This is a genomic window from Rhodopirellula europaea 6C, assembly GCF_000338295.1.
Lineage (GTDB): Bacteria > Planctomycetota > Planctomycetia > Pirellulales > Pirellulaceae > Rhodopirellula > Rhodopirellula europaea.
This window is the reverse complement of record NZ_ANMO01000097.1, coordinates 74,422-97,686: the sequence shown is the minus strand read 5'-3', so window position 1 is coordinate 97,686 and position 23,265 is coordinate 74,422. Positions and strand designations below refer to the sequence as shown.

Below are 23,265 nucleotides of genomic sequence, written 5' to 3'. Positions count from 1 at the left end.
GCTCCGGTCGACAAACCGCTTCGCGTATCTGACAATTCATCCTGTTTGCAACGATTCTCGCCACGCACTCCAACTCAATTGCTATGAAAACGGCTCGTCACGAACTCGTCATTTTGGGCGGTGGCCCAGCCGGATATGTCGCCGCGATTCGCGCAGCACAACTTGGCATCGACGTTGCCTGCATCGACGACAACCCTCGCTTTGGCGGGACGTGCGTTCGCGTCGGCTGCATCCCCAGCAAAGCCTTGTTGGAATCCAGCCACCTGTACGAAGAAGCCCAGCATAAATTTGCCGATCACGGGCTGAACGTCAGCAACGTCGAAGTCGATCTCGACGTGATGATGAAACGCAAAGAGAAAATCGTCGAATCGTTGACCGGCGGAATCGACATGCTGTTCGATCGCCGAGGTGTGACCGCCTATCACGGCCGCGGCCGCCTTCGCGATGTGGACAGCATCGAAATCACCGCCAGCGAAGGTGCGACCGACGATCAGCCGACCTTGGTGACGGCCGACCAGATCATGCTGTGCCCGGGCAGTGTTCCTGCACAACTGCCATTCGTCGAAGAAGACGGCGATCGAATCGGAAACAGCACCACCGCGTTGTCCTTCCCCGAAGTTCCTGAAGTCTTGGTTGTCATCGGCGGCGGATACATTGGATTGGAACTTGGTAGCGTCTGGAATCGGCTCGGCAGCAAAGTCATTGTCCTGGAAGCCTTCGATCGCATCATGCCGGGGCTCGATAAAGAGATGGCCACGTTGGCTCATCGCAGCTTTAAAAAGCAAGGCATGGACATTCGAACTGGAACGTTCGTGGCATCCGCCAAAGTGGATCCGAAGCCAGGTGACAAGAAGCCATGCGTGATTGAAATCAAAGACGGCGAAACGATTCGATGCGACCGCGTGCTACTAGCCACCGGTCGTGCTCCCGCGACAAAAAGCATGGGACTCGAGGAAGCCGGCGTGAAGCTTGACGAGCGAGGCTTCATTCAGGTCAATCACCAATTCGAAACATCGGTGACGGGAATTTACGCAATCGGTGATTGCATCGGTGGTGCCATGTTGGCTCACAAAGCCATGGAAGAAGGCATCGTCTGTGTCGAGCAAATGGCCGGCATCGCTTCGGAAATGAATTACGAAGTGATCCCTGCGATCGTCTTTACCCATCCGGAAATCGCGATGGTTGGCAAAACGGAAGAAGAACTCAAAGAAGCCGGCATCGAATACAACAAGGGCGTGTGTCCTCTGGGTGCCAACGGGCGAGCCCGCACGTTGGGCGACATCGATGGCCGAGTCAAAATTCTCGCCGACGCCGCATCCGATCGAGTGCTTGGCGTCCACATCATCGGCCCGCGTGCCGGCGACATGATCGCGGAAGCCGCCGCGGCAATGGAATTTGGTGCCAGCAGCGAAGACATCGCCCGCACATGCCACGCTCACCCGACCCTGTCCGAAGCGGTGCACGAAGCCGCTCTGGCCATCGACGACCGAGCGATTCACACGGCGTGAGCGGTCCCATTCAAACCGGTTGGCTGAGGCGGTTGTACGCCCGCGTTGTGTTCTTACCAACGTTGTGGTGGAACATGTTGTTGGGACGCGTTCTCAAAGTCCGCAATTGGTTTGACTGGATCGATCCACTGGTCATTGTCGGCGCTCGCCCGTTCGCTCGAGATGTTCCGCAAATGGCGGAGCTCAATGTCGGCGGCGTCGTCAACACTTGCGAAGAGTACGTCGGCCCGGTCGATGAGTATTCCAAGCACGACATCGAGCAACTGCATCTGCCGATCACCGACTTCACGCACCCCAGCCTGCAAGACGTGATCACGGGAGTCGCCTTTATTCAACGAAACGTCGAATCCGGCAAAGCGGTCTACATTCACTGCAAAGCCGGCAGGGCTCGCAGTGCCACCATCGCGATTTGCTGGTTGATCGCTCACAAAGAAATGACGCCCGAACAAGCTCAGGCTTGGTTGCTGGAAAAACGTCCGCATATCAACCCACGCCTGACGCATCGTCCGGTCGTCCAACAATTTGTTCGCGAATTTCAATCGTCGGTTGGATGATTACTGGACGAACTTGCATGTTCGTCTGCCTTAGCGTCTCTCATCGGACTTGAATGCTTTCTATGTCGAAAGTCCGTCGATGGCGAATGCATTAGACTGAGGGCCCCACTGGTTCACCCCAATCCAAGGATCCCTCACATGTCAATTCGCAGCATTTGGAAGTCACGCTTGATCATTGCGGCGATCACCGCGACCACAGTCCTTCCCGCGACGCGTTGCCTCGCGGAAGACGGCATCGACACTCGGTCCAAGTTGACCGTGAGTGCAACTGCCGACACAAAAGTCGCACCCGACAGCGTGACGTTGCGTTTCGCAATCGAATCTCGTGAGGAAAAGGTCACCGACGCCGCACGGAAGACATCCGAGCAAGTCACTCGCGTGGTCCAGTTTTTGAAGGACCGGGGGATTGAAGCAAGAGACATCCGAACGGAATCGGTTGTGCTTTCGCCCATCTACCCGAGTGGTCAAAAGGGGCAATACGCGAAGCAAGGGTATTCAAACCAGGCATCGCAAGGATTCGGCGACCTCTTCAGCGATGAGCCACAGATACAGGCAACTCAAACCGAAGCTCCGCAACCGACCGTTCGCGATCAACTACAGCAGAACCAACCCATCGGATATTCGGCCAGTCGTCAACTAACAATCATGGTCCGAGACATCAAACAATTTGAAGCGATCTACACAGGGATCCTGGAACGCGGAGTGAACTCCATCGCTGGGATTCAGTGGATGAACTCGGATCAAATCCAACATCGCCGCGCGGCTCGAATGAAAGCAGTCGCCGCCGCCTACGAAAAAGCCAGTGACATGGCCGGGGCTCTCGATGCGAAGGTCAAACGCGTGCTGAGCGTCCAGGAATCGCATCGCGGTTCAGATCCATTCGGCAACAGCATGCAATTGTTTGGAAGCGAGTCAGACGGCGGCTCGATCGAAGCCGGAATGATGACAATCTCAGCCTCCGTGCAGGTCGTCTTTGAACTCAGCGACACCGAGTTTGATAACTAACTCGAACCCACTTTTGGCTCTGCGAATCGGCGTGCGAATACGAGGAACACTAATCGCCTCTAATTGCGTGCGACCCTAAAAGCCGCCGCCGACCGATCTGAGCAGTGCGCGATTAGCGATGATTAGCGTTCTCAACGAATTACCAGCACATCCATAACCGGCGTTTTGATTTCATGTGCAATGACAAGCTGGAAGCTTATCCTACTTCTGATGCTCACTTGCTTCTCAGTTGGCAGCCTTCTCAGATGGCAGAGACACTTGGGTTGGGCTTTGCAAGTATCCGATTAGATCAACCACTTGCTGCTCCGTCATCGGTTGCAACAAACCGCTTGGCATCGGTGATTGCTCGGTGACCGACTCCAGTTCGATGTCATCGTTGGGCAACACCCACGTCTGGTCCGCGGCGACGATCGTGGTCGTTTGACGTGTTCGCTGGGTTACCAAACCAACCAGCAATCTACCATCGACGGTGACAATTTTGGTCGCCCGATAATCCGCTCCCACCACCGAGTCGGGGTCGATGATGTTGTGCAACAGATACCCCAGGTCGCTCCGCTGAGCCCCCGTCAAATCCGGTCCGACCTTGCCTCCGGTTCCGAACAACTTGTGACAATTCGCACACGCGGACTGAAACAAGCCTCGTCCGGCCGAAGCATCTGCTTTGGCCAATTGATCACGCGTCAAGGCTTGCGACCAATGCTCGATCTCACGTTTGCGATCGTCCGGCGTGTCCCTAATTCGCCCCCAAACATTTTCGATACGCTCGGTCAAACCTTTGTCCTCCAGCGACAAAATCGTTCGAACGTGCGACGCGGCCAGCACATCTTTGGGTTGTTTCTTTTGCTCAATCGATGTTAGCAAAACATCCGCGAATACCGCTCGCGAACACAACAGGCCCACAACGCCCGATCGCCGTGGCGCACGAAAGCGATTCAGGTTGTCGAGCAACAAACTCCCCACTTCAGGCAACTCGATTGTCGACAACGCCGGGGCCAACTTCGCATTGACGCGTGGGTCCTTGATCAAAGGCATTGCCAACCGAACGATGATTGAATCGGGAACGGCATCGTCAGCCCCTCGCGTTTCAATCAACCCGCGGACGGCGGCCAACCGCTCCAAGACATCTGCGTCCCCGTCGCCAGCGACCGCCGCCATCTCACCGACACTCTGGCCTTCGCCGAACAACGTGTTCAACTTCCGAAGGGTCTCAGCGTGCTTGGTTTGTAGATCTTCGTGAGCCGACAACACGGTTTGGAAATCAGCCCAATCCTCCGGTCGCTCGGCCTTTCGGACTCCCACGATTCCGGCAGACACGCCTTCCAAGAACGCGTCCGCGCACGCCACGTTGGCTTTGCCGCCCAAGTCGCTATCCCCGCGCAGGCGTCGTGTCACCGATGTCACCAAACGCGCAAACTCCTTCGGGTGCTGATCGACTCGTTCGGCCAGTGCTCGTGAGATCAGTCGTGTGGTCGTTGGGATCTGGCACTGTTCGCCGCCAAAGAGCAACTCATCGGGGTGCTCGTCCGCGCACGCCATCAACCCGTACCAAATCATCAATCCCTGGTTGTGGTCATCAGCGTCCTCGATGCCAGAACGCAACTCTGTCAAGAAATCCGCCAACTCACCACGCAAACCCAACGGCAATCGCTGCAGAATCGACGCGAGCGTCAATCGCACCGAAGCAACATCGGCCTCCGCGTGCGTCAGGAAATCGCTCGAATAAGCACGGTACTCGTCGTACACCTTCTCCTTGGCAGCCACACTCGCCGAAGTCGGCCCAAACACATCGTCGATCGGCCAATGTTGCGTCATCAATCGAAAGCACCACGAACGAACGTGCGGCGACGGATCGGCGACACCTTCGAGCAAAACCTTGCGAGACAAACCGCCGGAAACGTTCAGCGTCCATAGCATCCGCAATCGTTGCTGCGGATTGGTTCCCTCGACATCTTTGAACTGCTTCAACAATTCAGCGTTCAGTTCACTGGCGTCGGCACCTCCGGCGACGGCTTCCGCGATTTGCAATCGAGACTGATGCGAAAACCAACGATCGCCCGCCAATTGAAACGCGACCGTTTGCTCGACATTGATTCCGGGTTGATTCAACTTTGCCAAACGTTCGGCAGCGTTGTCTGGCGTACCGGCTTCGTAGCGAATCTGAAAAATACGACCGCTGGACCGGTGGACTCCCGAGTGCTCATGGCATTCGCCCAAATCCGCCCAATCCAATACGACCACGTTGCCATCGGGACCGGCTGACATTTCCATCCCGCGGAACCACACGTCGCCGCTGAGGAAAAAGTCCTTCTCGTGCTTCCCGACATAGCCGGTTCCGTGAGGCTCCAACCGTTCGCGATTGGCTCGGCGGCCGTGAAAGTTCAACGTGTACAGATCGTCTTGGTATTCGGTCGGCCAAGTCGACTCTTGATAGATCATCATGCCAACGTGAGCGTGTCCGCCGCCGTAATCGTTCGCTGCTCCATCGCGTGAATCTTGCCATTTGCCCGACGTGTCAAAGTGGTAATGATCGGCGTGCTGGTCGATCAACTCGTAAGCATTCGGATTCGGGTCCAAGGTAAATGGCCGGTGCAAGTGAGCACCGTGGATGCCGTGCCACAAGTGACCATTGACCGTGTTGATAAAGAACAACTCGCCGTTGCGATCAAAGTCATGTCCCCACGGGTTGGTCGTTCCATGACACAGCACTTCGACGTGATGCGTGTCCACGTTGTATCGCCAAATTCCCCCTTCGATTGCCGTGCGTTCGTCCTCGGGTGTTCCGGGCAAACCAATCACTCCAGGACACGAACCACCGCAACGTCCGTACAACCAACCGTCGGGTCCAAATCGCAATCCGTTGGCCAAGTTGTGATAGTTCTGCTTGGCGATCGTGAACCCGTCCAAGATGACTTGTGGAGGACCATCGGGGACCGCGTCCCCATCAGCGTCGGGCACAAACAACAATTGCGGCGGACACATCAACCACACACCGCCTCGACCAACTTCGACACTGGTCAGGTGCTGCACGGAGTCCAAGAACACGGTCCGCGACTCGGAGACTCCATCCAGATTCTCGTCCTTGAACACCAGCACTCGATCGCGCTGGTCGTCTCGCCATGAAACGCCCCGCTGGCCATACGTGTAGTTCTCCGCGACCCAAAGTTGCCCCTTCCGGTCCCAGGCCAAATCGATCGGGTTTTGCACCTCAGGCTCACTGGCAAAAACCGTGGCGGTGAACCCTTCGGGCATCTCGAGCGAATCGGCCGCTTCCTGCGGAGACAACAGCGGGGGTCCGGCGAGCTTGCCGTCGGCGTTTAATTCTGCGAGAGGTTCTGTGTTGATTGGCGTGGGGAAATCATCTGCCGCCGCTGGCGAACCCAGCACAACGATTGCGAGCAGACAGCTCATCCAGGTCCGCTCACGCGTTTGGCGGGATTTCGGCGTTTGCCGGGCTTCGTCGTGCTGTGTCCCCACCCGTGCAATTTTGGCGTGATCAACGTAGAACATGGATGTCATTTTCGTTTCGAACAAGAAAGATTGATATGCGGCGAATCGGCAATTTTTCCGATCCCAAACTGGCGGACCAATTCAACGACTACCTGCAGACCCTGAAGATCCCTGCAAAAGTCGACCACGACGAAAACTCCCATGATATCTGGATTCGCGACGAGAAAGATGTCGCGACGGCTCGAGAAGCCATGGATGAGTTCAAACAATCGCCCAATGCGGCCAAGTTTGACGTCTCCGCCGAAGCCGCTCGCCTGCGAAAGGAAGAGGAAGCGGAAAAGAAACGCAAGCTAGCCCTGCAGAACAAGGCTCAGAAGAAGCTGCGAAGTGGTTCAGGAGCTTTCAGTGGACGTTCGGCAAGAACCGGCAATATTCCGGTCGTCATTGGCATGATCGCCATCTGCGGAATCATCGGATACGCCACCAATTTCGCTGATCCCCAGCCTCGCCGCGATCTGCCCGAGGTGATCACGCTCGAACAATTGGAGCGAGGAGACTATCTCTCGACGGAGCAAAAACTTTTCTCTGCGTTGGCCCTCGCCGACCCCATCGAGTACCAGAAATCAAATGACCCTTGGGTATCGATCAAAAAGGGCGAAGTCTGGCGGATAATCACACCAGCGGTTCTTCACGGTTCGCCAATGCACTTGGTGTTCAACATGATGTGGGTGTATATGCTCGGAGGTGTAATCGAGCGTTTGCACGGATCATGGTTTCTTGTCTTCCTGATGACGATCACACACGTCTCCGGGATGATCGTGCAAATTGTTCTCCCTGACTGGCTGGAAAGTCCCATGGCGATCGGAGCATCAGGAGCTGCATTGGGAATATTTGGGTTCATATGGATCCGTCCCCGATTCCAACCAACCTATCCAGTTGGCATACCTCCCTTTAACGTCTATTTGATACTTGGATTTACAGTCGCATGTATGACGCCACTGATCCAAGGAATTGCCAATGGCGCTCACGTGGGTGGCCTTGTTGCAGGAATGGCCATTGCGGCCCTAGCACCCAAAACCATCTGAACATCGGTCGAGGTCAAACTCGACCTGAAAACGAGTTAAGCTTGGGACCATGCGTCCAACACATGTTTATTCCCCGGCTGACTCAAGGTGACCAGTTTGCTTTTGGTTCCAAAGAAGCTCGTTCTTAATCACGCCACCAAACCAGCCAAACTGTTTGGCGTGTTCGCACTCGCGTTGATGCTGGTCCGCCCAGTCATCGGTGAAGACTCCCCCAACGTGCTTCTGATCGTCGCCGATGATTTGAATTGTGCCATCGGACCCTACGGCGATCCCAACGCGATCACGCCGAACCTGGACGCTCTCGCTGAACGCGGCTTGGTGTTCGACCGAGCCTACTGCCAACAAGCGGTCTGCAATCCCTCGCGGTCCTCATTCTTGACCGGACTGCGTCCAAACACAGTGGGTGTCGACGATCTCCGCAAAGGTTTTCGCGAGACCGCTCCGAACGGCGCGTCGCTGGTCACGTTGCCCCAGCACTTCAAAAACCATGGCTACTACTGCCAAGACATTGGCAAAATCTTTCACAACATGGGCGACACGCAAGACCGGCAGTCTTGGTCCATGGATGAAGTCCTGCATGCAGGAACGCACGCTGCCGACACAGTGCATTCCAACACTCCCGTTGTCCTCCGTGCTCGCAAGGTAAAGAAGGCGCCCTCGACCGAGTCGCTCAACGTTCCCGACACCGCCTACCGTGATGGTCAAATCGCTCGTTTGGCCGCTTCAGTCATCCGAGACTATCCCGACAACGCGGCCCCATTCTTTCTAGGCGTCGGCTTCTGGCGTCCCCATTTGCCATTCGTTGCACCAAAGAAGTACTGGGACCTCTACGATCCCGATGAAATCTCAGCACCGGCGTTGGAAACGATCCCCGCCGATGTCCCCGAGATTGCAATGCACATTTCGCGTGAATTGCACAGTTACGATGGAGTTCCCAAGGAAGCCGAATTGTCGCCGGAATTGAAACGGCATCTTCGCCACGGCTACTACGCCTCGATCAGCTTTCTCGACGCTCAAGTCGGATTGATCTTGGAAGCTCTGGATGCAAGCGGCCATCAAGACGACACGATTGTCGCATTTGTTTCGGACCACGGATTCCACATCGGCGAGAAAACGTTGTGGGGCAAAACCAGCAACTTCGAACTCGACGCGCGAGTCCCACTCATCATCGCCGATCCACGTACCGAACGAACGCAGCCAAGCACCGATTGCTTGACCGAATTGGTTGATCTCTACCCCACGCTCGCCGCCCTCGCCGGCATCGCAAACGACCTGCCCGAAAATCTTGAGGGAAACAACCTCTCGTTGCTGCTGACAAACCCCGTTCAAACGCTCAAGACCGCTGCGTTCACCCAGCACCAACATCCTTTCTATGCTCCACGCGAAAAGTGGGTCGCTTGGGGTTACTCCGTCCGAACTGCCAACTGGCGATACACCCAGTGGAGATCCATCCAAGACGACCAACTCATCGCCGAAGAACTCTACGATCACCGTTCCGACTCAAACGAGAGCCGAAACGTAGCTGAACAATTCCCGGACGTTGTCCAGCAACACTCGCAAAGGCTGGTCAAACACTTCAACCTTTCAGAAAACATTCCTTCGTCGGATACTGATTTCTAAACCGAATGTCCATCACCAACATTACCGCTTATTAGCGCTCGACATATCAGCCGTATGGCGTTAGCCACGGTTTCCATGAACAACCGTGGCAAACGTCAAAATCGCTCACCAGGCTGTCCGCAATCAAACGACGCGAGTTCCCTGGATCGCTGGAACACAGACCGACCTCAAAATAAACAACTTGATTCTATGAATCCAAAGTGGCGGGAATTCGTTTTCCTTTGACACCAACATCGCCAAGGATCAATGCCACGATTGCCATCAAGCCGAAGGGGACCCCAAGAACAACAAGCGGCGACAGCATCGGAATGGAGCACAGAATGGCGGCGAAATAGGACAACTCCCTTTTCCGCCCCGCGAACATGCAGCGTGCACCGAACCACTGAATCAAATGCACCATGATCGCCAAAACGTAAGCGAGATACCCATTCAATCTCACGGGATGGGAACGAAGGAAAGCCGCCGTTGGCGTCCCGGCAAGACTGATGAACAGAGCAACCGTCGACAAGATCAGGAGCGGCACCGCAGAGCTACGCTCACGCCCAAACATGCTCTGCTCTGGATCGCTTTCAACGACCTCCGCGCACTCAGGCGGGCTTTGATACGGATTCAAAACGCTGTCACTTGCCGCGCATTCAATCGCTTTCATCCGTTGGTTCGTCACGCTTGGCGACACTCTACTATTCATCGCCAGTGTTCTTCCCGGCTTCGGACTCGGCCGTATTCAGATTCGCAATCAAATCCTTGAATGCCTTTTGAGCGGCGTCGATCAATCGTCCAATCTCGAGCTGAGCTGCTTTCATTCGCTTGAGACGCTCCAGGTTCTTCACGTCCTGGCCTGACCGGATGCCTTGCAACAATCCGGCTACCGACGACTGCCAACGACTCGCGATCACGTTGAACTCGTTTCTCAGTTGATGCACCTGATCCAACGCTTTGTGTGTCCGCCCGTGCTGGTCGTCCTTTTCCGCTTCCGCGAGTTGACATGCAAACAAATGAAACCCTTTCAACCCGCCGACAACACGTCCGTTGGGCAGACCGCGGATTTCACCGCCAGGAAGAGATTGCGTCCGCCTCACAGTTGCGAGTACCAGAGCGAACTGGCCGCGTCTCTCATAGTCAAGACTCATCTCAGCTCCCGAATTCGCGTTCAACAAGTCAATCCAAGTTCGACACAAGCAGTGAACCGTTCTGGCTCAGGTGACCGCGTGAAGAGTATTGCGGTCGTCGATGACAACGGTTTTGAAAAAATAAGATGCCTCCGTTGCTAGAGTTGTTGAACGGATAAAGCGGAAGCCTTTGCCAGCAGCCGTCGAACTTGCCACCGAAATGTGAGCCACGAGACCGGCAATCCCGCAAAGAATCCTGCGAACGCACTGGCGACTTGAATCGTTTGCATCGATTGCCCAGCGCCGCCGAGAACGGCTCCGATGACCATACCTCCAATCGCACCAGCAACTGCCCCGCCAATGGTCGCCACAACGACAAACAGAAACCACGCCAAAGCGATCTGGCCTTCGCCGATTGCCTCCCCACCGCCGGTAGGCCTGAGATGGCTTTGAGGCGTCATTTCAGACGACTGATACGGACTTGGATCGTTCATGAGCATTGCCTGCAATTGAATGTTGGAAGTAACAGATAATACCAGTTGCCTCAGCAGTTCGCATTGCAATCCAAAGGCAACGATTGCCACGCACGAGCAACCTCAACGCTGGAAACCCGGACGCAACCTACAAATCGCGTTCACTCATCCAGTTCCCAAACCCGGACATAGTCGACTTGCATGTTGGTCGGGAATTCGGTCGCGGGGTGTGACTCGTTGGCACGCAGTCGGTTGTTCCCAAACACGGCGTATGGCTCCCGCAAACCCAACGAAAGTGCGACGTTCATGTCCCGATGCCAATACTTGTTCTTTTGCCGCCCAACCTCGATTCCATCGACGTACCAAATGATCTGGTCTCGTCCCACGTTGCACCCATACGTGTGGAAGTCATCACCCGGATTGAACGGAGCGTGATACTCGATCGCTTGGGTTGCTCTAAAGCGCAAGTCGTTGGGGCGTTGCCAACTTCTGCCCGCGATACCACCAATTCCATTGGACAAGATCGCGTGGAGATTGTGATCCATGATCCGTTCGTTCCCCTCGATACGGTCTCCTCGCTGAGACATCTCAACAATATCAATTTCGCTGTAGCGAACCGCATCCTTTTCAACGATGGTGTCGTCGATTTTGCTGTACAACCAAAACGAAGGACAAACGCCGGGAAACACCGGCGAGCCTTTGATTCTCGCCTCGTAATACCCATACGTTCCCGTCGCATATGACTTCAGCATCCCAGAAGTGAACGGTGTCGGGTTCCCGCTTTGATCCCGCCGAGTTGCCTTGGCGTCGTCCTGATTCAATCGTCGGACCGTTAAGGTGAGAACTCCGTTTGCGGCATTTGCATTGTTCTCGTTGTTCCAGGTCCAGGCACCAAAGTTCTCGGGATTCTTGTTCCACTTCTTCCAATCAACCAAGTCGCCGTCGAAGTCGTCCGACCGATTCCATTTGATCGTCCACTTCTCTCCCGGTTTCGCCGTCAAAGGCTTTGCATTGTCACCAGACTGAGACCGTGCCAGGGATGGCGTGCCGAGCAAGGTAAGTAGCAGAGTGAGAACACGAAACATTTTAGACCGACAATTGCATCATGAGAGATCAAAAACGAAAGCAAGCCGGAAAGCTTGAACGATCCGAATCATACCAGGGAACGTCCTGAAATAGTCAGTCGTTTGTCATACGGAAGCGCCGCTGTCGCGTGACCACAAACTCGCTGTAGAGCGAGTCTCCCAATGAAATCTGGAGACGCAGGCGACAACAATCGGTCGGACGATGCTCTCTTGCCGATCGAGCGCAATGGATGACATGAGTGGATATGATGTTCCGCTCTCCCAAATGACTCACCCTCACTGTTTGAATGTCGCTCTGCTCATGATGATTGACTTGATTCCCCGGGATGCCTTGTCTGTGGTCTTGTTGGGGTGTGTCTGTTTCGTGGGCATCACATCACCCAGATCGACCACTGCCGCGAAACCCAACGTGGTGATGGTCCTGACCGACGACCAAGCACCCTGGGCGTTTGCGGAAGCGGTTCGTTCGGGGCAGTTCGACGATGTGCCAATTCCCTCGACTCCGAACATGGATCGTTTGGCAGCCGAAGGTGCCGTCTTTCGAAACTTCTTTTGCACCACTCCGGTGTGCAGCCCCGCCCGCGCGACATTGATGACGGGTCGCTACGCCAGCGAACTGGGCATCAAGGACTTCATCCCACAACCCGGGCACAAACTCTACGATCCCGATTCACCGGTCTACTTGGATCCTGACAATACCGTGACTTTCGCGGAAGTCTTGCAGCAACAGGGATACAAAACCGGTTTGGTCGGAAAATGGCACCTCGGTGATTGGACCGCCAGCGGCGATTCGGGAAAGCATCCGACGCAGCACGGATTTGATTCGTTCATGGGCCTGACGGGAGGCGGAACGACGCCGAACAATCCGGAACTGGAACTGAACGGCAAGGTTCAACAGTTCGAAGGATTGACCACGGATATCTTGACCGATCATGCGATCGATTTCGTGGAACAAAACGCTGACCAGCCTTTCTTTTTATGCCTGTCCACTCGAGCACCTCACGGCCGTTGGTTGCCGGTCGCACCAGAAGACTGGCAGCCATACGAAGAAATGGATCCAACGATCCCCCAATACCCGAACTTGGACAACAACTGGGTTCGCAAGAAGATGAAGGAGTACTTGGCGAGCACGTCCGGGGTTGATCGCAATCTGGGACGGTTGCTGCAAACGCTCGATGACCAAAATCTGACGTTCAACACCGTTGTGATCTTCACATCGGATCACGGTTTCAACATGGGCCATCACGGGATCTGGCACAAAGGCAACGGCATCTGGGCAACCAAGCAAAAGCCACCCGGCGAACTTCACCAGGGCACTCGTGTCATTTCGAACAAGTACCGACCGAACCTCTATGACCATTCACTGAGAGTCCCCGCAATCGTTCGATGGCCGGGCGTCGTCCAACCTTCCACTGTGATCGAAGCCACCGCATCGCATTTGGATTGGTTTCCAACGCTGTGTGCGATCGCAGGAGAAGGCTCATCGGCAAAAGATTTGCCCGGCCGGGATCTATCGCCACTGCTAAGGGGCAAAACTCGTGAGGACTGGGACCAAACCCAGTACTTCGAATACGACATGATCAACTACGCCGTGGCGTCGCTCCGCGGTTATCGAACACCGAAATACAAACTGATCCGCGATCGACACAACGAAGGCTGCGACGAGTTCTATGACCTAACGTCCGATCCAGATGAAACGGTGAATCTGATCCGGGATCCGAGCTCGCAAGCGGTGATCAAAAAACTGGACGCAAAGCTGCGGAAGATGGAAGAGAAACTGGCAGGGCCTCGATGAGGCATCATCTAGGAACGGGGTGATTGCAAAGTGCAAATTTCCAATCGCAAATAGTCGTAGGCCAGGTCCCACCTGGCGATCGCAAATAGCCAGACTCGGAACGACTGGCCAAAACAGCCACCTACCCAATCAATCAGGCTCACTTCGTCACGCGAGAATGCCATCGATCACTTGGGCTGGTTTGACGCCGGTTAGCTTTTGATCCAGACCTTGGAACGGATAAACAAGGTTCTGATGGTCAAACCCGAGCAAGTGCAACAGCGTCGCGTGGAAGTCACGCAGGTGGACTGGATTCACCGCCGCGGTGTAACCCACTTCGTCTGATTCACCGTACGTCGTTCCCTTTTTGACACCGCCACCAGCCATCCACAACGTGAACGCCGACGGGCTGTGGTCTCGACCCACAAAGGTCATTTCGGTGCCGCCGCGATTCTCACGCATCGGCGTGCGACCAAACTCGCCGCTCCAAATCACGAGCGTGTCCTCCAGCATCCCGTTGGCTTTCAAATCGGCAAGCAACGCGGCGGTGGGCTGGTCGACTTGTTTGCACTTGTCTTTGAAGCCCTCGTTCAACGCTTCGTTTTTGCCGGCTCCGTGGGAGTCCCAGCCCCAATCGTAGAGCTGGATGAATCGCACACCTTGCTGAGCCAAACGTCGGGCGAGCAAACAATTGTTAGCAAACGATTCCTTACCAGGCTCGGCACCATAGCTGTCCAGAACATGTTGCGGCTCCTTCGAAATATCCATCGCGTCAGGCACGGCCGACTGCATCCGAAACGCCATCTCATATTGGGCAATCCGAGTGATGGTTTCGGGATCGCCAAACGTCTCATGGGAGGTTTGATTGAGCCGATTGAGCGAATCCAACATCGCTCGCCGAGCTTCCCGAGTCGTGCCCTGCGGGTCGGAAATGTTCAACACCGGATCGCCTTTGGATCGACACTGGACGCCTTGGTAAACCGAAGGAAGAAAACCAGAGCTCCACAAAGCCTTGCCCACACGGGGCAATCGGCCGCCCGACAACAAAACCATGTAGCCGGGAAGATCTTCGTTCTCGCTGCCCAGTCCCCATGTGACCCAAGATCCGATCGATGGGTTGCCCATCCTAGTTTGGCCGGTGTGGACCATCAGTTGAGCGGGTCCATGGTTGAACTGATCCGTCTGCATCGATTTGATGAAACAGATGTCATCGACCTGTTTCGCCAAGTGCGGCATCCGATCGGATACCCATGCCCCCGAGTCACCGTGTTGCTCAAACGGGTACTGCGGCCCAAGCATTTTAGGCGTGCCTTGGATGAAAGCGAAACGCTTGCCCTCCAAGAATGATTGCGGGCAATCTTTGCCATCCAGCCGTTTCAATTCCGGTTTGTAATCGAACAACTCCAGTTGGCTGGGAGCCCCGATCATGTGCAAGAAGATGACCCGTTTGACTTTCGCAGGCAGCGGCGGATCGATCGGGCTGAGCGGGTTCGTTGGCGAATGCTGAGGCGCCACCACGTTCCGCGCCGCCGCCTGGTTCTGCTGCATCGCCATCCAAATCGCACCAAGCCCCAACGTGGAGTCACGCAGAAAGTGTCGGCGTGTGGAATGTTGCAACGAGTTGGCGTACAGCTCGGACGCAAGTGAATTTCGCGAAGCGTTTTTCATGGAATGCATGGTTTGAAAGTCAATCATTTCATCAAGACCTCATCGAGGTTCAAAAGCACATTGGCAACCATCGACAAGGGATCGCCGGTCTCGAGTTCGCCGAGTTGTTGATGCAATCCCACCAATTCATCCAGCTCGTCGGCGGAAGGTTCTCGGCAAGTTGCACGCACAAAGCCCAACCGGATCTGTTCCGACGGCTCGTCGGCCAACGTTCTCATGTGAGCAGCGAAAGCACTGGCGCACTCCGCGAATGTTTGGTCGTTGAGCGTCATCAAGGCTTGGACCGGAGTGTTCGACCGCAACCTTCGAGGCGTACAGAATTCTCGCGAAGGAGCATCAAAGGCCGCGAACATGGGGAATGGGATACTGCGTTTGGTGTAGGTGTAAAGCGAACGCCGATAACGATCACCATCATCGACTTTCGCGGTATTCCATTTGTCCCAGGCCGCGAACGGAGTCCAAACGCCATCGGGAATCGGTGGGTGAACCGGCGGTCCGTGCATCTCGTCGCTCAGCAATCCAGAAATCGCGAGAGCTTGATCGCGAACGGTCTCGGCATCCAAACGGTGTCGAGGACCGCGTGCAAACAAACGATTGGCCGGATCGACGTCCATCAGATCATCTCGAACAACGCTGGATTGTCGATATGTCCGCGAGAGCACCAATTCGCGAATCAGTGGCTTGAACTTCCATTGGTGAGTGTCTTTGAAACGCAACGCCAAATCATCGAGCAACTGCGGATGCGATGGTGCTTCGCCGGAAGAACCAAAGTCTTCTTCCGTTGCAACCAAACCGATTCCAAAGAGCTGTGCCCAAACCCGGTTCACGGCAACTCGGGCGGTCAGCGGGTTTTCATCGCTGACCAACCAACGTGCGAGAGCCAAACGTGGAGGTTGATCGCCGGCTGACAAAGGCGGAAACGATTGAGGCGTGTCCGGTTGAACCTGCTTGTCCTTCGTCAAAAACAAACCGCGAATGAATACGTGGCTGGGGCGAGCCAGGTGCGACTCCCGTTCGGCCAAAATTGGCACCGTTGTGCTTTCGATCTTGTTGCGTCGAGACTTCAGTTCGGCGAGCTCTTTTCGTTGAACCTGCAACGATTCATCGTTCAACAAACCATGGAACTCCGGATCGCTCGACACTGCCAAATACCCTCGACGAGTGACCAAGGAGAACGCGGACAACATGTAGACGCGGTGTTTGATCGTGAATTCGATCTGCGATCCCTCGCTGACGTCCAAAGGCTCTTTTAGCAAGAACGCTGCGGAGCGTGGGTAGTGAATGCGAGTGTACGCGGCGAATCCGTGGTTCGATTTCTCGTTGAGACTGCCGTTGGGATCATGAAACGGATCAGGCTCGTCAGAGATCACGTCGGCAAATTCGATCGATGTCGGTTCACCGCCATCGGCAGGAATCAGCTTGGCGTCCACATGCGAAAGCACGAATCCCCATTCCGAATCGGAGATGGCCTTTTCGGGGTCCAAAGGCATACCGGTGAAACGAATCGCGGTTAGCGAGTCGATCGAATCTGGCAACGGCGACCGAAGCGTGATGTCGGTATTACGAGCAACCGTCCCGACGGTGTGAAATTCATCGTGATCACCGACCGTTTCAACATCGACCCTGGTCGCCTTATTGGTCGAGGCCTCCAAATCGGTCAACGGCTTCCAACGAGTCTCATCGGAGAGCAGTTCGTATTCCTGAGACCAAATGTTCCGTTGCAACGGGCGGATCTGCGAATCAAGCTTGGCGGCTTGATCATAGTGAGCCGAATCAACCGGCACCTTCAGCACCGGCCAATCTTCATCCAGATCCGAGTCAGCGGTGTTGTTAAAGAACGCCGCGAATTTGTAGTACTCGTCGTGCTCGAACGGATCATACGGATGGCTGTGACACTGCACGCATCCAAACGTGACTCCCTGCCAAACCTGCCAGGTCGTGTTGACGCGATCGAGAATCGCTTCAATTCGGAATTCTTCGTCGTCGGTCCCGCCTTCTTCGTTGGATTGCGTGAGCCGTTGAGCGGCGGTCGCGATGTAGTCTTCGATGGTGGGATTTGGCAGCAAGTCGCCCGCGATTTGACGAACCGTGAATTCGTCGTATGGCATGTCTCGATTGAACGCATCGATTACCCAGTCACGGTATTTCCATGCCTTTCGAGGAGCGTCGAGTCCGAGACCTTTTGAATCGGCGTAGCGGATTTGGTCCAACCAAACGCTGGCCCAACGCTCGCCAAACTCGGGACGATTCAATAACCGGTCGACGGCTTCTTCGTAGGCATGCTCTTGCTGCGTTTCGATTGCCGATTCAAACGCTGCCACTTCGGATGGCGTGGGTGGCAAACCGATCAAGTCCAATGACACTCGACGCAACCAACGCGTCGGGACCTCATCTTCGGCGGGTGCGATGCCCTCTTCTTCCAACTTTGCCAAGATAAAACGGTCTATCGCTTGGCGACACCAATCCACATCGGCGACGTCAGGAACTGACGGCCGTTGAGGTTTTTCGTACGCCCAGTGCTCACCCCATTTCGCACCCTGTTCGATCCAACGCCGAATCAGTTGCACCTCGTGCTCTGGAAGCGGCGGACCGTGTTCGGCGGGAGGCATCACCACCGATTCGTCATCAGTCGTGATTCGTTCCATCACGATCGAATCATCAGGCTCTCCTGGTTCAACCACCCAACCATCGGGAGGCAGAACCTTGTCACGATAGACGAATGACAGATCACCGGCCTGCTTCACTCCGCCGTGGCACGCCACGCAGTGCGAGTTGAAGATCGGACGAATGTGTTCGTTGAAATCGATTGTCTCGGGCAGCGCTTCAGCACTGCCGTGAGCTTCGTCATGACCGGAATGTTCGCCCTCCTCACCTTGAGCGACCACGCTAAATCCACTCAGCACGCAGAGCAAGCCAATTGTTTTGATCCAAGGAATCATGAAAGCATCGAAGGAACGGTAAGAAGGAAAAACAGTCAAACGAAAATCATCCATGTGAAGCTGCGAAAGTTATGCCAAGATGTCGTCAACGACCTTGGATGGTTCCACCCCGGTCAGTTTGAAATCGAGTCCTTGGTAGCGATGAGTGAATCGCTCGTGATCGATTCCCAACACGTGCAATGCTGTGGCATGCAAGTCACGTACATGAACCGGATTTTCAACGACGTTGTAACTGAAGTCGTCCGTTTGGCCGTACGACGTTCCGGGCTTGATACCGGCCCCAGCCATCCAAATCGTGAAGCAGCGAGGGTGGTGATCGCGGCCGGCTTCGGGTGAATCCCATTTGCCTTGCCCAGCGACTCCGCGTCCAAATTCGCCGCCCCAAATGATCAACGTGTCGTCGAGTAAACCACGTTGCTTCAAATCTTTGACCAACGCGGCACTGGGTTGGTCGGTATCAACGCATCGCGAAACGCACCAGGAACTCAGCCGCGAATGGTGATCCCAATCGGGATGAAACAGTTGAATGAACCGCACATCACGCTCGGCCAAACGGCGAGCCAAAATGCAGTTGGCGGCGTAACTGCCGGGCCGACGTGAATCGGGTCCGTACATTTCAAATGTTTCGTCGGACTCATCACTCAAATCGGTCAGATCCGGAATGCTGGTTTGCATCCGAAACGCCATCTCATACTGAGCGATGCGGGTCTCGATTTCGGGATCCAAAGTTTCCGTGTGGTGCAGACGGTTCATGCCCGCCAACCCGTCCAGCATTTCGCGACGCAATTCCCGGGGAAAACCATCGGGGTCGTTCAAATACAGGACCGGATCTTTAGCACTACGCAGCTTGACGCCCTGATGTTTGGACGGAAGGAAGCCGCTGCCCCAATAATGATCGTAAAGAGGCTGATCGCTGGGCCGTTTCATTTTTGAAATCAGCACAACGTAATCTGGCAAATTGCTATTCATGCTGCCCAAACCGTAGCTCGCCCAAGCACCAAAGCTGGGTCGGCCGGGAAGCTGATGACCGGTCAAGAATTTCGTCATCGCGGGGGCATGATTGATCTCATCGGTGACCATTGATTTCACAAAGCACAGATCGTCGGAAATCGAACCGATGTGCGGCAACCACTCGCCGACCAATCGTCCGCATTCGCCGTGACGGTTGAACTTGGTGATCGCCGGCAAAATCAATTGCTTTTGATTTTTGGTCATTCCGGTCAGCCGCTGCCCCTGACGGACACTGTCGGGCAGTTCCGTGCCAGCCAGCTTGGGAAGTTCCGGTTTATGATCAAACAACTCAATCTGCGACGGACCTCCGGACTGGGTCAAGAAGATCACGCGTTTGGCCTTGGGAGCAAAATGCGGCAAGCTGGACTTCAACTCGCTGGCGGCCAACTCATCGCCCAGCATCGCTCCCGCGGCGAGGGCGCCAAAGTTGAAGCCGGCTTGCGACAGGAAGCTACGCCGACCGAGCTGCAGTTGGGTTTCTTGATGTGACATGAGATCTTTGAATTGTAAGGCGGCGTGTTTAAGTCTGTGCGGCAAATTGAATGGTGACGCTCATTCACGCGTCATGGCTTCGTCCAGGTTCAGAATCAAACTCGCGGTCGTCATCCAAGCCGCGGTTTCCGCAGCTTCGTTGGAAGCAGGCGATTCCATCTGGCCGACGGTGCAAAACTCAGTCGCCTCGTCGATGTGATCGCCGTAATAGTCACGTGTTCGCGTCCAAACGTTTTGCAAAGCCGCGAGTTCTTCGTCGCTGAGCGGACGAGACAAAACTTGATTGGAAAGATGATTGGCGTGATCTTTCCAAGCGGCTTCATCAGGCGATTCCGATTGATTCACAATCGAATCCGCGAATGCTCGGGAGGCTTCCAACATGGTCGCGTCGTTCATCAACGTCAGTGCATGCAGTGGCGTGTTCGTGCGTCGCACACCGACTTCGCAAACGCGGCGTTGGGCACTATCGAACAAGAAGGTCGGTGCGCTGCTGCGACGCCAAAACGCGTAGATCGTCCGTCGGTACTGCCGAGACCCGAGGCTGGGTTGATAGTCAAATCGTCCCATCGTGATCTCCGCCCACACACCCGGCGGTTGATACGGATACACGGGCGGACCGCCAACGGTTGGATCGAGCAATCCCGATACTCGCAACGCATTGTCGCGAATCATCCAGGCCGGCAAACGGAAACGGGGTGCTCGTGCGAGCAAACGGTTTTCAGGGTCGAGTTCCAATAGCTCAGGCGAAATGACACTGTTCTGGCGATACGTTTTGCTGGTCGCGATCAGCCTGAGCAAATGGCGTAGATCCCAATCGTTTTCAATCAACTCCACCGCTAACCAATCGAGCAGCTTTGGATGCGTTGGCAGTTCACCTTGCAATCCGAAGTCGCCCGGCGTTCGAACCAAACCGGCACCAAACATCAATTGCCACATGTGATTGGCGATAACGCGAGCGGTCTGTGGGTTCTCAGGATCAACAATCCACTCTGCCAAATCCAAACGCGTGCGAGTCTCTTCGGCGGGCCAATCCAACACGCTCGGCAAGACAGCTGGCTCGACCACATCGCCTTTCGCGTCCCAAACGCCACGCAACAACACATGTGTTTCGCGAGGTTCTTCCCGTTCGCTCAACACCATCACCTTGCGAGGTTTGGCTTGCTTCTTCAGATCGGCGAGTTGCTTTTGAGCTCGTTTCAAACGTTCATTGGCAGCTTGGTAATCCAGATCCGCGATCAAGAACTGTTCGAGCAAACGTTTGCGTAGTTCATCACCAATTTGCTTCGCATCTGGCTTGTCGACTGTTTCTTCGTCGCCAGGCTTGCTTTCTTCGGCATTGGGTTCATTCAACCGTTGAACCAACTCTGCCATCGGCGAGCCACCGTCCACGCGGCGAACCGTTTCACCAAACTCCGAGCACAACGAGACCCGGAATCGTCCGATGTTTGCATGGCCGTGAGTGGAACGTTGCCGCATCAAAACGACGAATCGATCGCCGGGCTGCACATCCCATGGTTCGGAAAGCTCATACACACCGACGTGAGGCTCGATCTTTTCCGCACCTTCGGTTGTCCATCCATCTCGCGCGTCATCGTTCAGCGTCTTGTTGATTTTCGCATAGCGTTTATCCCACTCCGTCTTACGCTCTTCGTCCGATTCAAAATCAGCTTTGGCACGAACAAACTCCAATTGGCTTTCCGATGGACTGCCTTCTCGCCGGCCCATCGCCAGAACGCTGGTCAGCGCGAACTCGCCGTTTCCATCCCGAGAAAAACGTCCGTCAACATGTGACTCGTGTGGGAAGACTTCGATGCGAACGCCGGTAACCCGTGGCATATCATCGGGGATTTGCATGACCACGCGGTAGTCATCTTGTACCGGCGTGGGTCCGTGCGTTTGAACGATGCGATCGTCCTCGACGGTAAACTCGGTTCCTTCGCTGCTGTTCAACTTTGGCGAAGGCGTGTGCCACACAGAATGTTCTGACGGCGGGTCGCTTCGGAACTCAGCCAGCCATGTTTCAAAGCGTTCGACGGCCCGCACTTTTTCGGCGTCTTCGGCCTTTTCACACTCCGCAACAAACGTTTCGAATTCTTCGGCTTGAGGATCGACCTTTGGCGATTCGAATTCGAGATAAGGCTTCGCTCGCATCCCGGCATTGCCGTCTTCATCAATGCTGTTGAAGAACGCGGACAACGAGTAGTAATCGTGATGCGTGATCGGATCGAATTTGTGCGTGTGACACTGCACGCAACCAAGCGTCAGCCCCAACCAAACCGTTCCGGTCGTGTTGACTCGGTCGATGACATAGTCGATGCGTGATTCTTCGGGATCGCGTCCGCCTTCGCCATTGGTCATATGATTGCGATGGAAGCACGTCGCCAGTTTTTGTTCCGCCGTCGCGTCCGGCAACAAATCGCCTGCGAACTGTTCGATCGTGAACTCGTCGAACGGTCGATTGTTTGCGAATTGATCGATCACCCAGTCACGCCAAGGCCAATTTTCGCGAGTGCCGTCTTGCTGGAAACCATCCGAATCGGAATACCGTGCGGCATCGAGCCACCACATGGCCATGCGTTCGGCATGATGCGGTGATTCGAGGCATTCCTCGATGAGGTCCGTCCAGACTTCTTCTCGGGTCTCGTCAGTGGCGTCTTTCAACCGAGCAATCTGGTCGGGCGTCGGCGACATCCCGGTCAAGTCAAACGAAAGACGACGAAGTTGCGTGATCGGATCGGCAGGTTGGCTCAGCGACAAGTCGTTGTCGGCAAGTTTCTCTGCGACAAACGCGTCGATCGGATTTGGATTGGCTGCCTCCTCGGCGGACTCGGGAACTTCGGGCCGAGTCAGCTTTTCAAAGGACCAGTGCTTGCCCCAGGGTGCTCCATCCGCAATCCACTTTCGAATCGCTTCGCGTTCTTTCTCGGTCAACGGCTTGCGATGCGAGTCCGGCGGAGGCATCAACATGTCTTCGTCGTCGGAATTGATCCGCGACCAGATCTCGCTGCTTTCTAGATCGCCAGGCTGAACCGCGGCGTATCCTCCGCGATCCTCTTTCGCGGCTGACTCCACATCCAACCGCAAGTCCGCCTCCCGATTGCCTTCGTCAGGTCCGTGGCAATGAAAGCATCGGTCCGACAAAACCGGCAAGACATCACGTGAGAAGGAAACGTCATCCGCTTGCAAAGCGTTCGTGCTGAAGAGCGAGGAGAAAATCCAACCAAGCGATGCGAGAAGGACGGCGCAGAACGGTTTGCCAAAGTGTCGCGAACGTTTGGCTGGCGAGCGCGGATGTGATCGGGACAGGCCGGTTGCCTCAGACGAACCCGTTCGCTCGATGGAGCCAACCGGTGAATCGTTCAAACTTCGTAGATCATGGACGATGAGTTCACTCATGCAATCTGCTTGGCCGGATAGGAGAAAAGTCAGCGACGGCAGGAAAGTCGCGTGGAGTGTTCCATGGCCCGTTCGCAGGAACTGGCCAAGAATACGCGG

At 55.3% G+C, this 23,265-nt stretch carries 15 protein-coding genes; 6 read left to right on the top strand and 9 right to left on the bottom strand.

All coding sequences use genetic code 11. From position 1 onward, the window contains the following. Nucleotides 1-83 precede the first annotated feature (83 nt). The 3 genes from lpdA to RE6C_RS08965 all read left to right on the top strand — a co-directional run bounded on the left by lpdA (nucleotide 84) and on the right by RE6C_RS08965 (nucleotide 3,067). Entirely contained in the window at nucleotides 84-1,508 is a 1,425-nt protein-coding gene (gene lpdA / locus RE6C_RS08975; RefSeq protein WP_008655801.1) for a dihydrolipoyl dehydrogenase, read from the top strand. After that, on the top strand, nucleotides 1,505-2,062 hold the full coding sequence (locus RE6C_RS08970; RefSeq protein ID WP_008655800.1) for a phosphatidylglycerophosphatase and protein-tyrosine phosphatase 1 family protein: 558 nt from the start codon (nucleotides 1,505-1,507) through the stop codon (nucleotides 2,060-2,062). Before lpdA ends, RE6C_RS08970 begins: the two co-directional genes overlap by 4 nt. Before the next feature lie 138 nt (nucleotides 2,063-2,200). Beyond that, nucleotides 2,201-3,067 carry an SIMPL domain-containing protein gene (locus RE6C_RS08965; protein ID WP_008655799.1) on the top strand — a complete coding sequence of 289 codons (867 nt, stop codon included), beginning with the start codon at nucleotides 2,201-2,203 and terminating at the stop codon, nucleotides 3,065-3,067. 225 nt (nucleotides 3,068-3,292) lie between these two features. Here the strand turns inward: RE6C_RS08965 and RE6C_RS08960 are convergent, their stop codons facing one another. After that, nucleotides 3,293-6,583 carry a PVC-type heme-binding CxxCH protein gene (locus RE6C_RS08960; protein WP_008655797.1) on the bottom strand — a complete coding sequence of 1,097 codons (3,291 nt, stop codon included), beginning with the start codon at nucleotides 6,581-6,583 and terminating at the stop codon, nucleotides 3,293-3,295. On the opposite strand from RE6C_RS08960, the gene RE6C_RS08955 reads away from it, so the two are divergent. Next, on the top strand, nucleotides 6,577-7,599 hold the full coding sequence (locus RE6C_RS08955; RefSeq protein ID WP_008655798.1) for a rhomboid family intramembrane serine protease: 1,023 nt from the start codon (nucleotides 6,577-6,579) through the stop codon (nucleotides 7,597-7,599). The two genes, RE6C_RS08960 and RE6C_RS08955, sit on opposite strands and share 7 nt — an antisense overlap. An 87-nt stretch (nucleotides 7,600-7,686) precedes the next feature. Beyond that, nucleotides 7,687-9,219, top strand: a complete 1,533-nt coding sequence (locus tag RE6C_RS08950) for a sulfatase (protein ID WP_008655796.1) — start codon at nucleotides 7,687-7,689, stop codon at nucleotides 9,217-9,219. A gap of 187 nt (nucleotides 9,220-9,406) precedes the next feature. On the opposite strand, the gene RE6C_RS08945 is transcribed toward RE6C_RS08950, so the two are convergent. The 4 genes from RE6C_RS08945 to RE6C_RS08930 all read right to left on the bottom strand — a co-directional run bounded on the left by RE6C_RS08945 (nucleotide 9,407) and on the right by RE6C_RS08930 (nucleotide 11,886). Beyond that, the gene (locus tag RE6C_RS08945) at nucleotides 9,407-9,868 is read right to left on the bottom strand and encodes a hypothetical protein (protein WP_236618054.1); all 462 of its coding nucleotides are present in this window, start codon (nucleotides 9,866-9,868) and stop codon (nucleotides 9,407-9,409) included. A 31-nt stretch (nucleotides 9,869-9,899) separates the two neighbouring features. Further along, nucleotides 9,900-10,298: a hypothetical protein gene (locus tag RE6C_RS08940; protein WP_039961668.1), complete on the bottom strand. Its 399-nt coding sequence runs from the start codon at nucleotides 10,296-10,298 to the stop codon at nucleotides 9,900-9,902. A 188-nt stretch (nucleotides 10,299-10,486) separates the two neighbouring features. Continuing rightward, nucleotides 10,487-10,822 (bottom strand): hypothetical protein, encoded by a 336-nt coding sequence (locus RE6C_RS08935; protein ID WP_236618052.1) that lies wholly within the window; start codon nucleotides 10,820-10,822, stop codon nucleotides 10,487-10,489. A gap of 140 nt (nucleotides 10,823-10,962) precedes the next feature. Continuing rightward, the gene (locus RE6C_RS08930) at nucleotides 10,963-11,886 is read right to left on the bottom strand and encodes a family 16 glycosylhydrolase (RefSeq protein WP_039961641.1); all 924 of its coding nucleotides are present in this window, start codon (nucleotides 11,884-11,886) and stop codon (nucleotides 10,963-10,965) included. 226 nt (nucleotides 11,887-12,112) lie between these two features. On the opposite strand from RE6C_RS08930, the gene RE6C_RS08925 reads away from it, so the two are divergent. Then, nucleotides 12,113-13,681, top strand: a complete 1,569-nt coding sequence (locus RE6C_RS08925; protein ID WP_008655791.1) for a sulfatase family protein — start codon at nucleotides 12,113-12,115, stop codon at nucleotides 13,679-13,681. A 147-nt stretch (nucleotides 13,682-13,828) separates the two neighbouring features. On the opposite strand, the gene RE6C_RS08920 is transcribed toward RE6C_RS08925, so the two are convergent. Genes RE6C_RS08920 through RE6C_RS08905 form a run of 4 tightly spaced genes read right to left on the bottom strand, consistent with a single transcriptional unit; the run spans nucleotide 13,829 to nucleotide 23,166 of the window. Next, entirely contained in the window at nucleotides 13,829-15,355 is a 1,527-nt protein-coding gene (locus RE6C_RS08920; RefSeq protein WP_008655789.1) for a DUF1501 domain-containing protein, read from the bottom strand. Then, the gene (locus RE6C_RS08915) at nucleotides 15,352-18,321 is read right to left on the bottom strand and encodes a PSD1 and planctomycete cytochrome C domain-containing protein (RefSeq protein WP_008655788.1); all 2,970 of its coding nucleotides are present in this window, start codon (nucleotides 18,319-18,321) and stop codon (nucleotides 15,352-15,354) included. The genes RE6C_RS08920 and RE6C_RS08915 overlap by 4 nt, the downstream gene beginning before the upstream one ends. A 15-nt stretch (nucleotides 18,322-18,336) precedes the next feature. Next, the gene (locus RE6C_RS08910; RefSeq protein WP_008655786.1) at nucleotides 18,337-19,770 is read right to left on the bottom strand and encodes a DUF1501 domain-containing protein; all 1,434 of its coding nucleotides are present in this window, start codon (nucleotides 19,768-19,770) and stop codon (nucleotides 18,337-18,339) included. Between the two features lie 60 nt (nucleotides 19,771-19,830). Beyond that, nucleotides 19,831-23,166 (bottom strand): PSD1 and planctomycete cytochrome C domain-containing protein, encoded by a 3,336-nt coding sequence (locus tag RE6C_RS08905; protein ID WP_008655784.1) that lies wholly within the window; start codon nucleotides 23,164-23,166, stop codon nucleotides 19,831-19,833. Nucleotides 23,167-23,265: the final 99 nt, after the last annotated feature.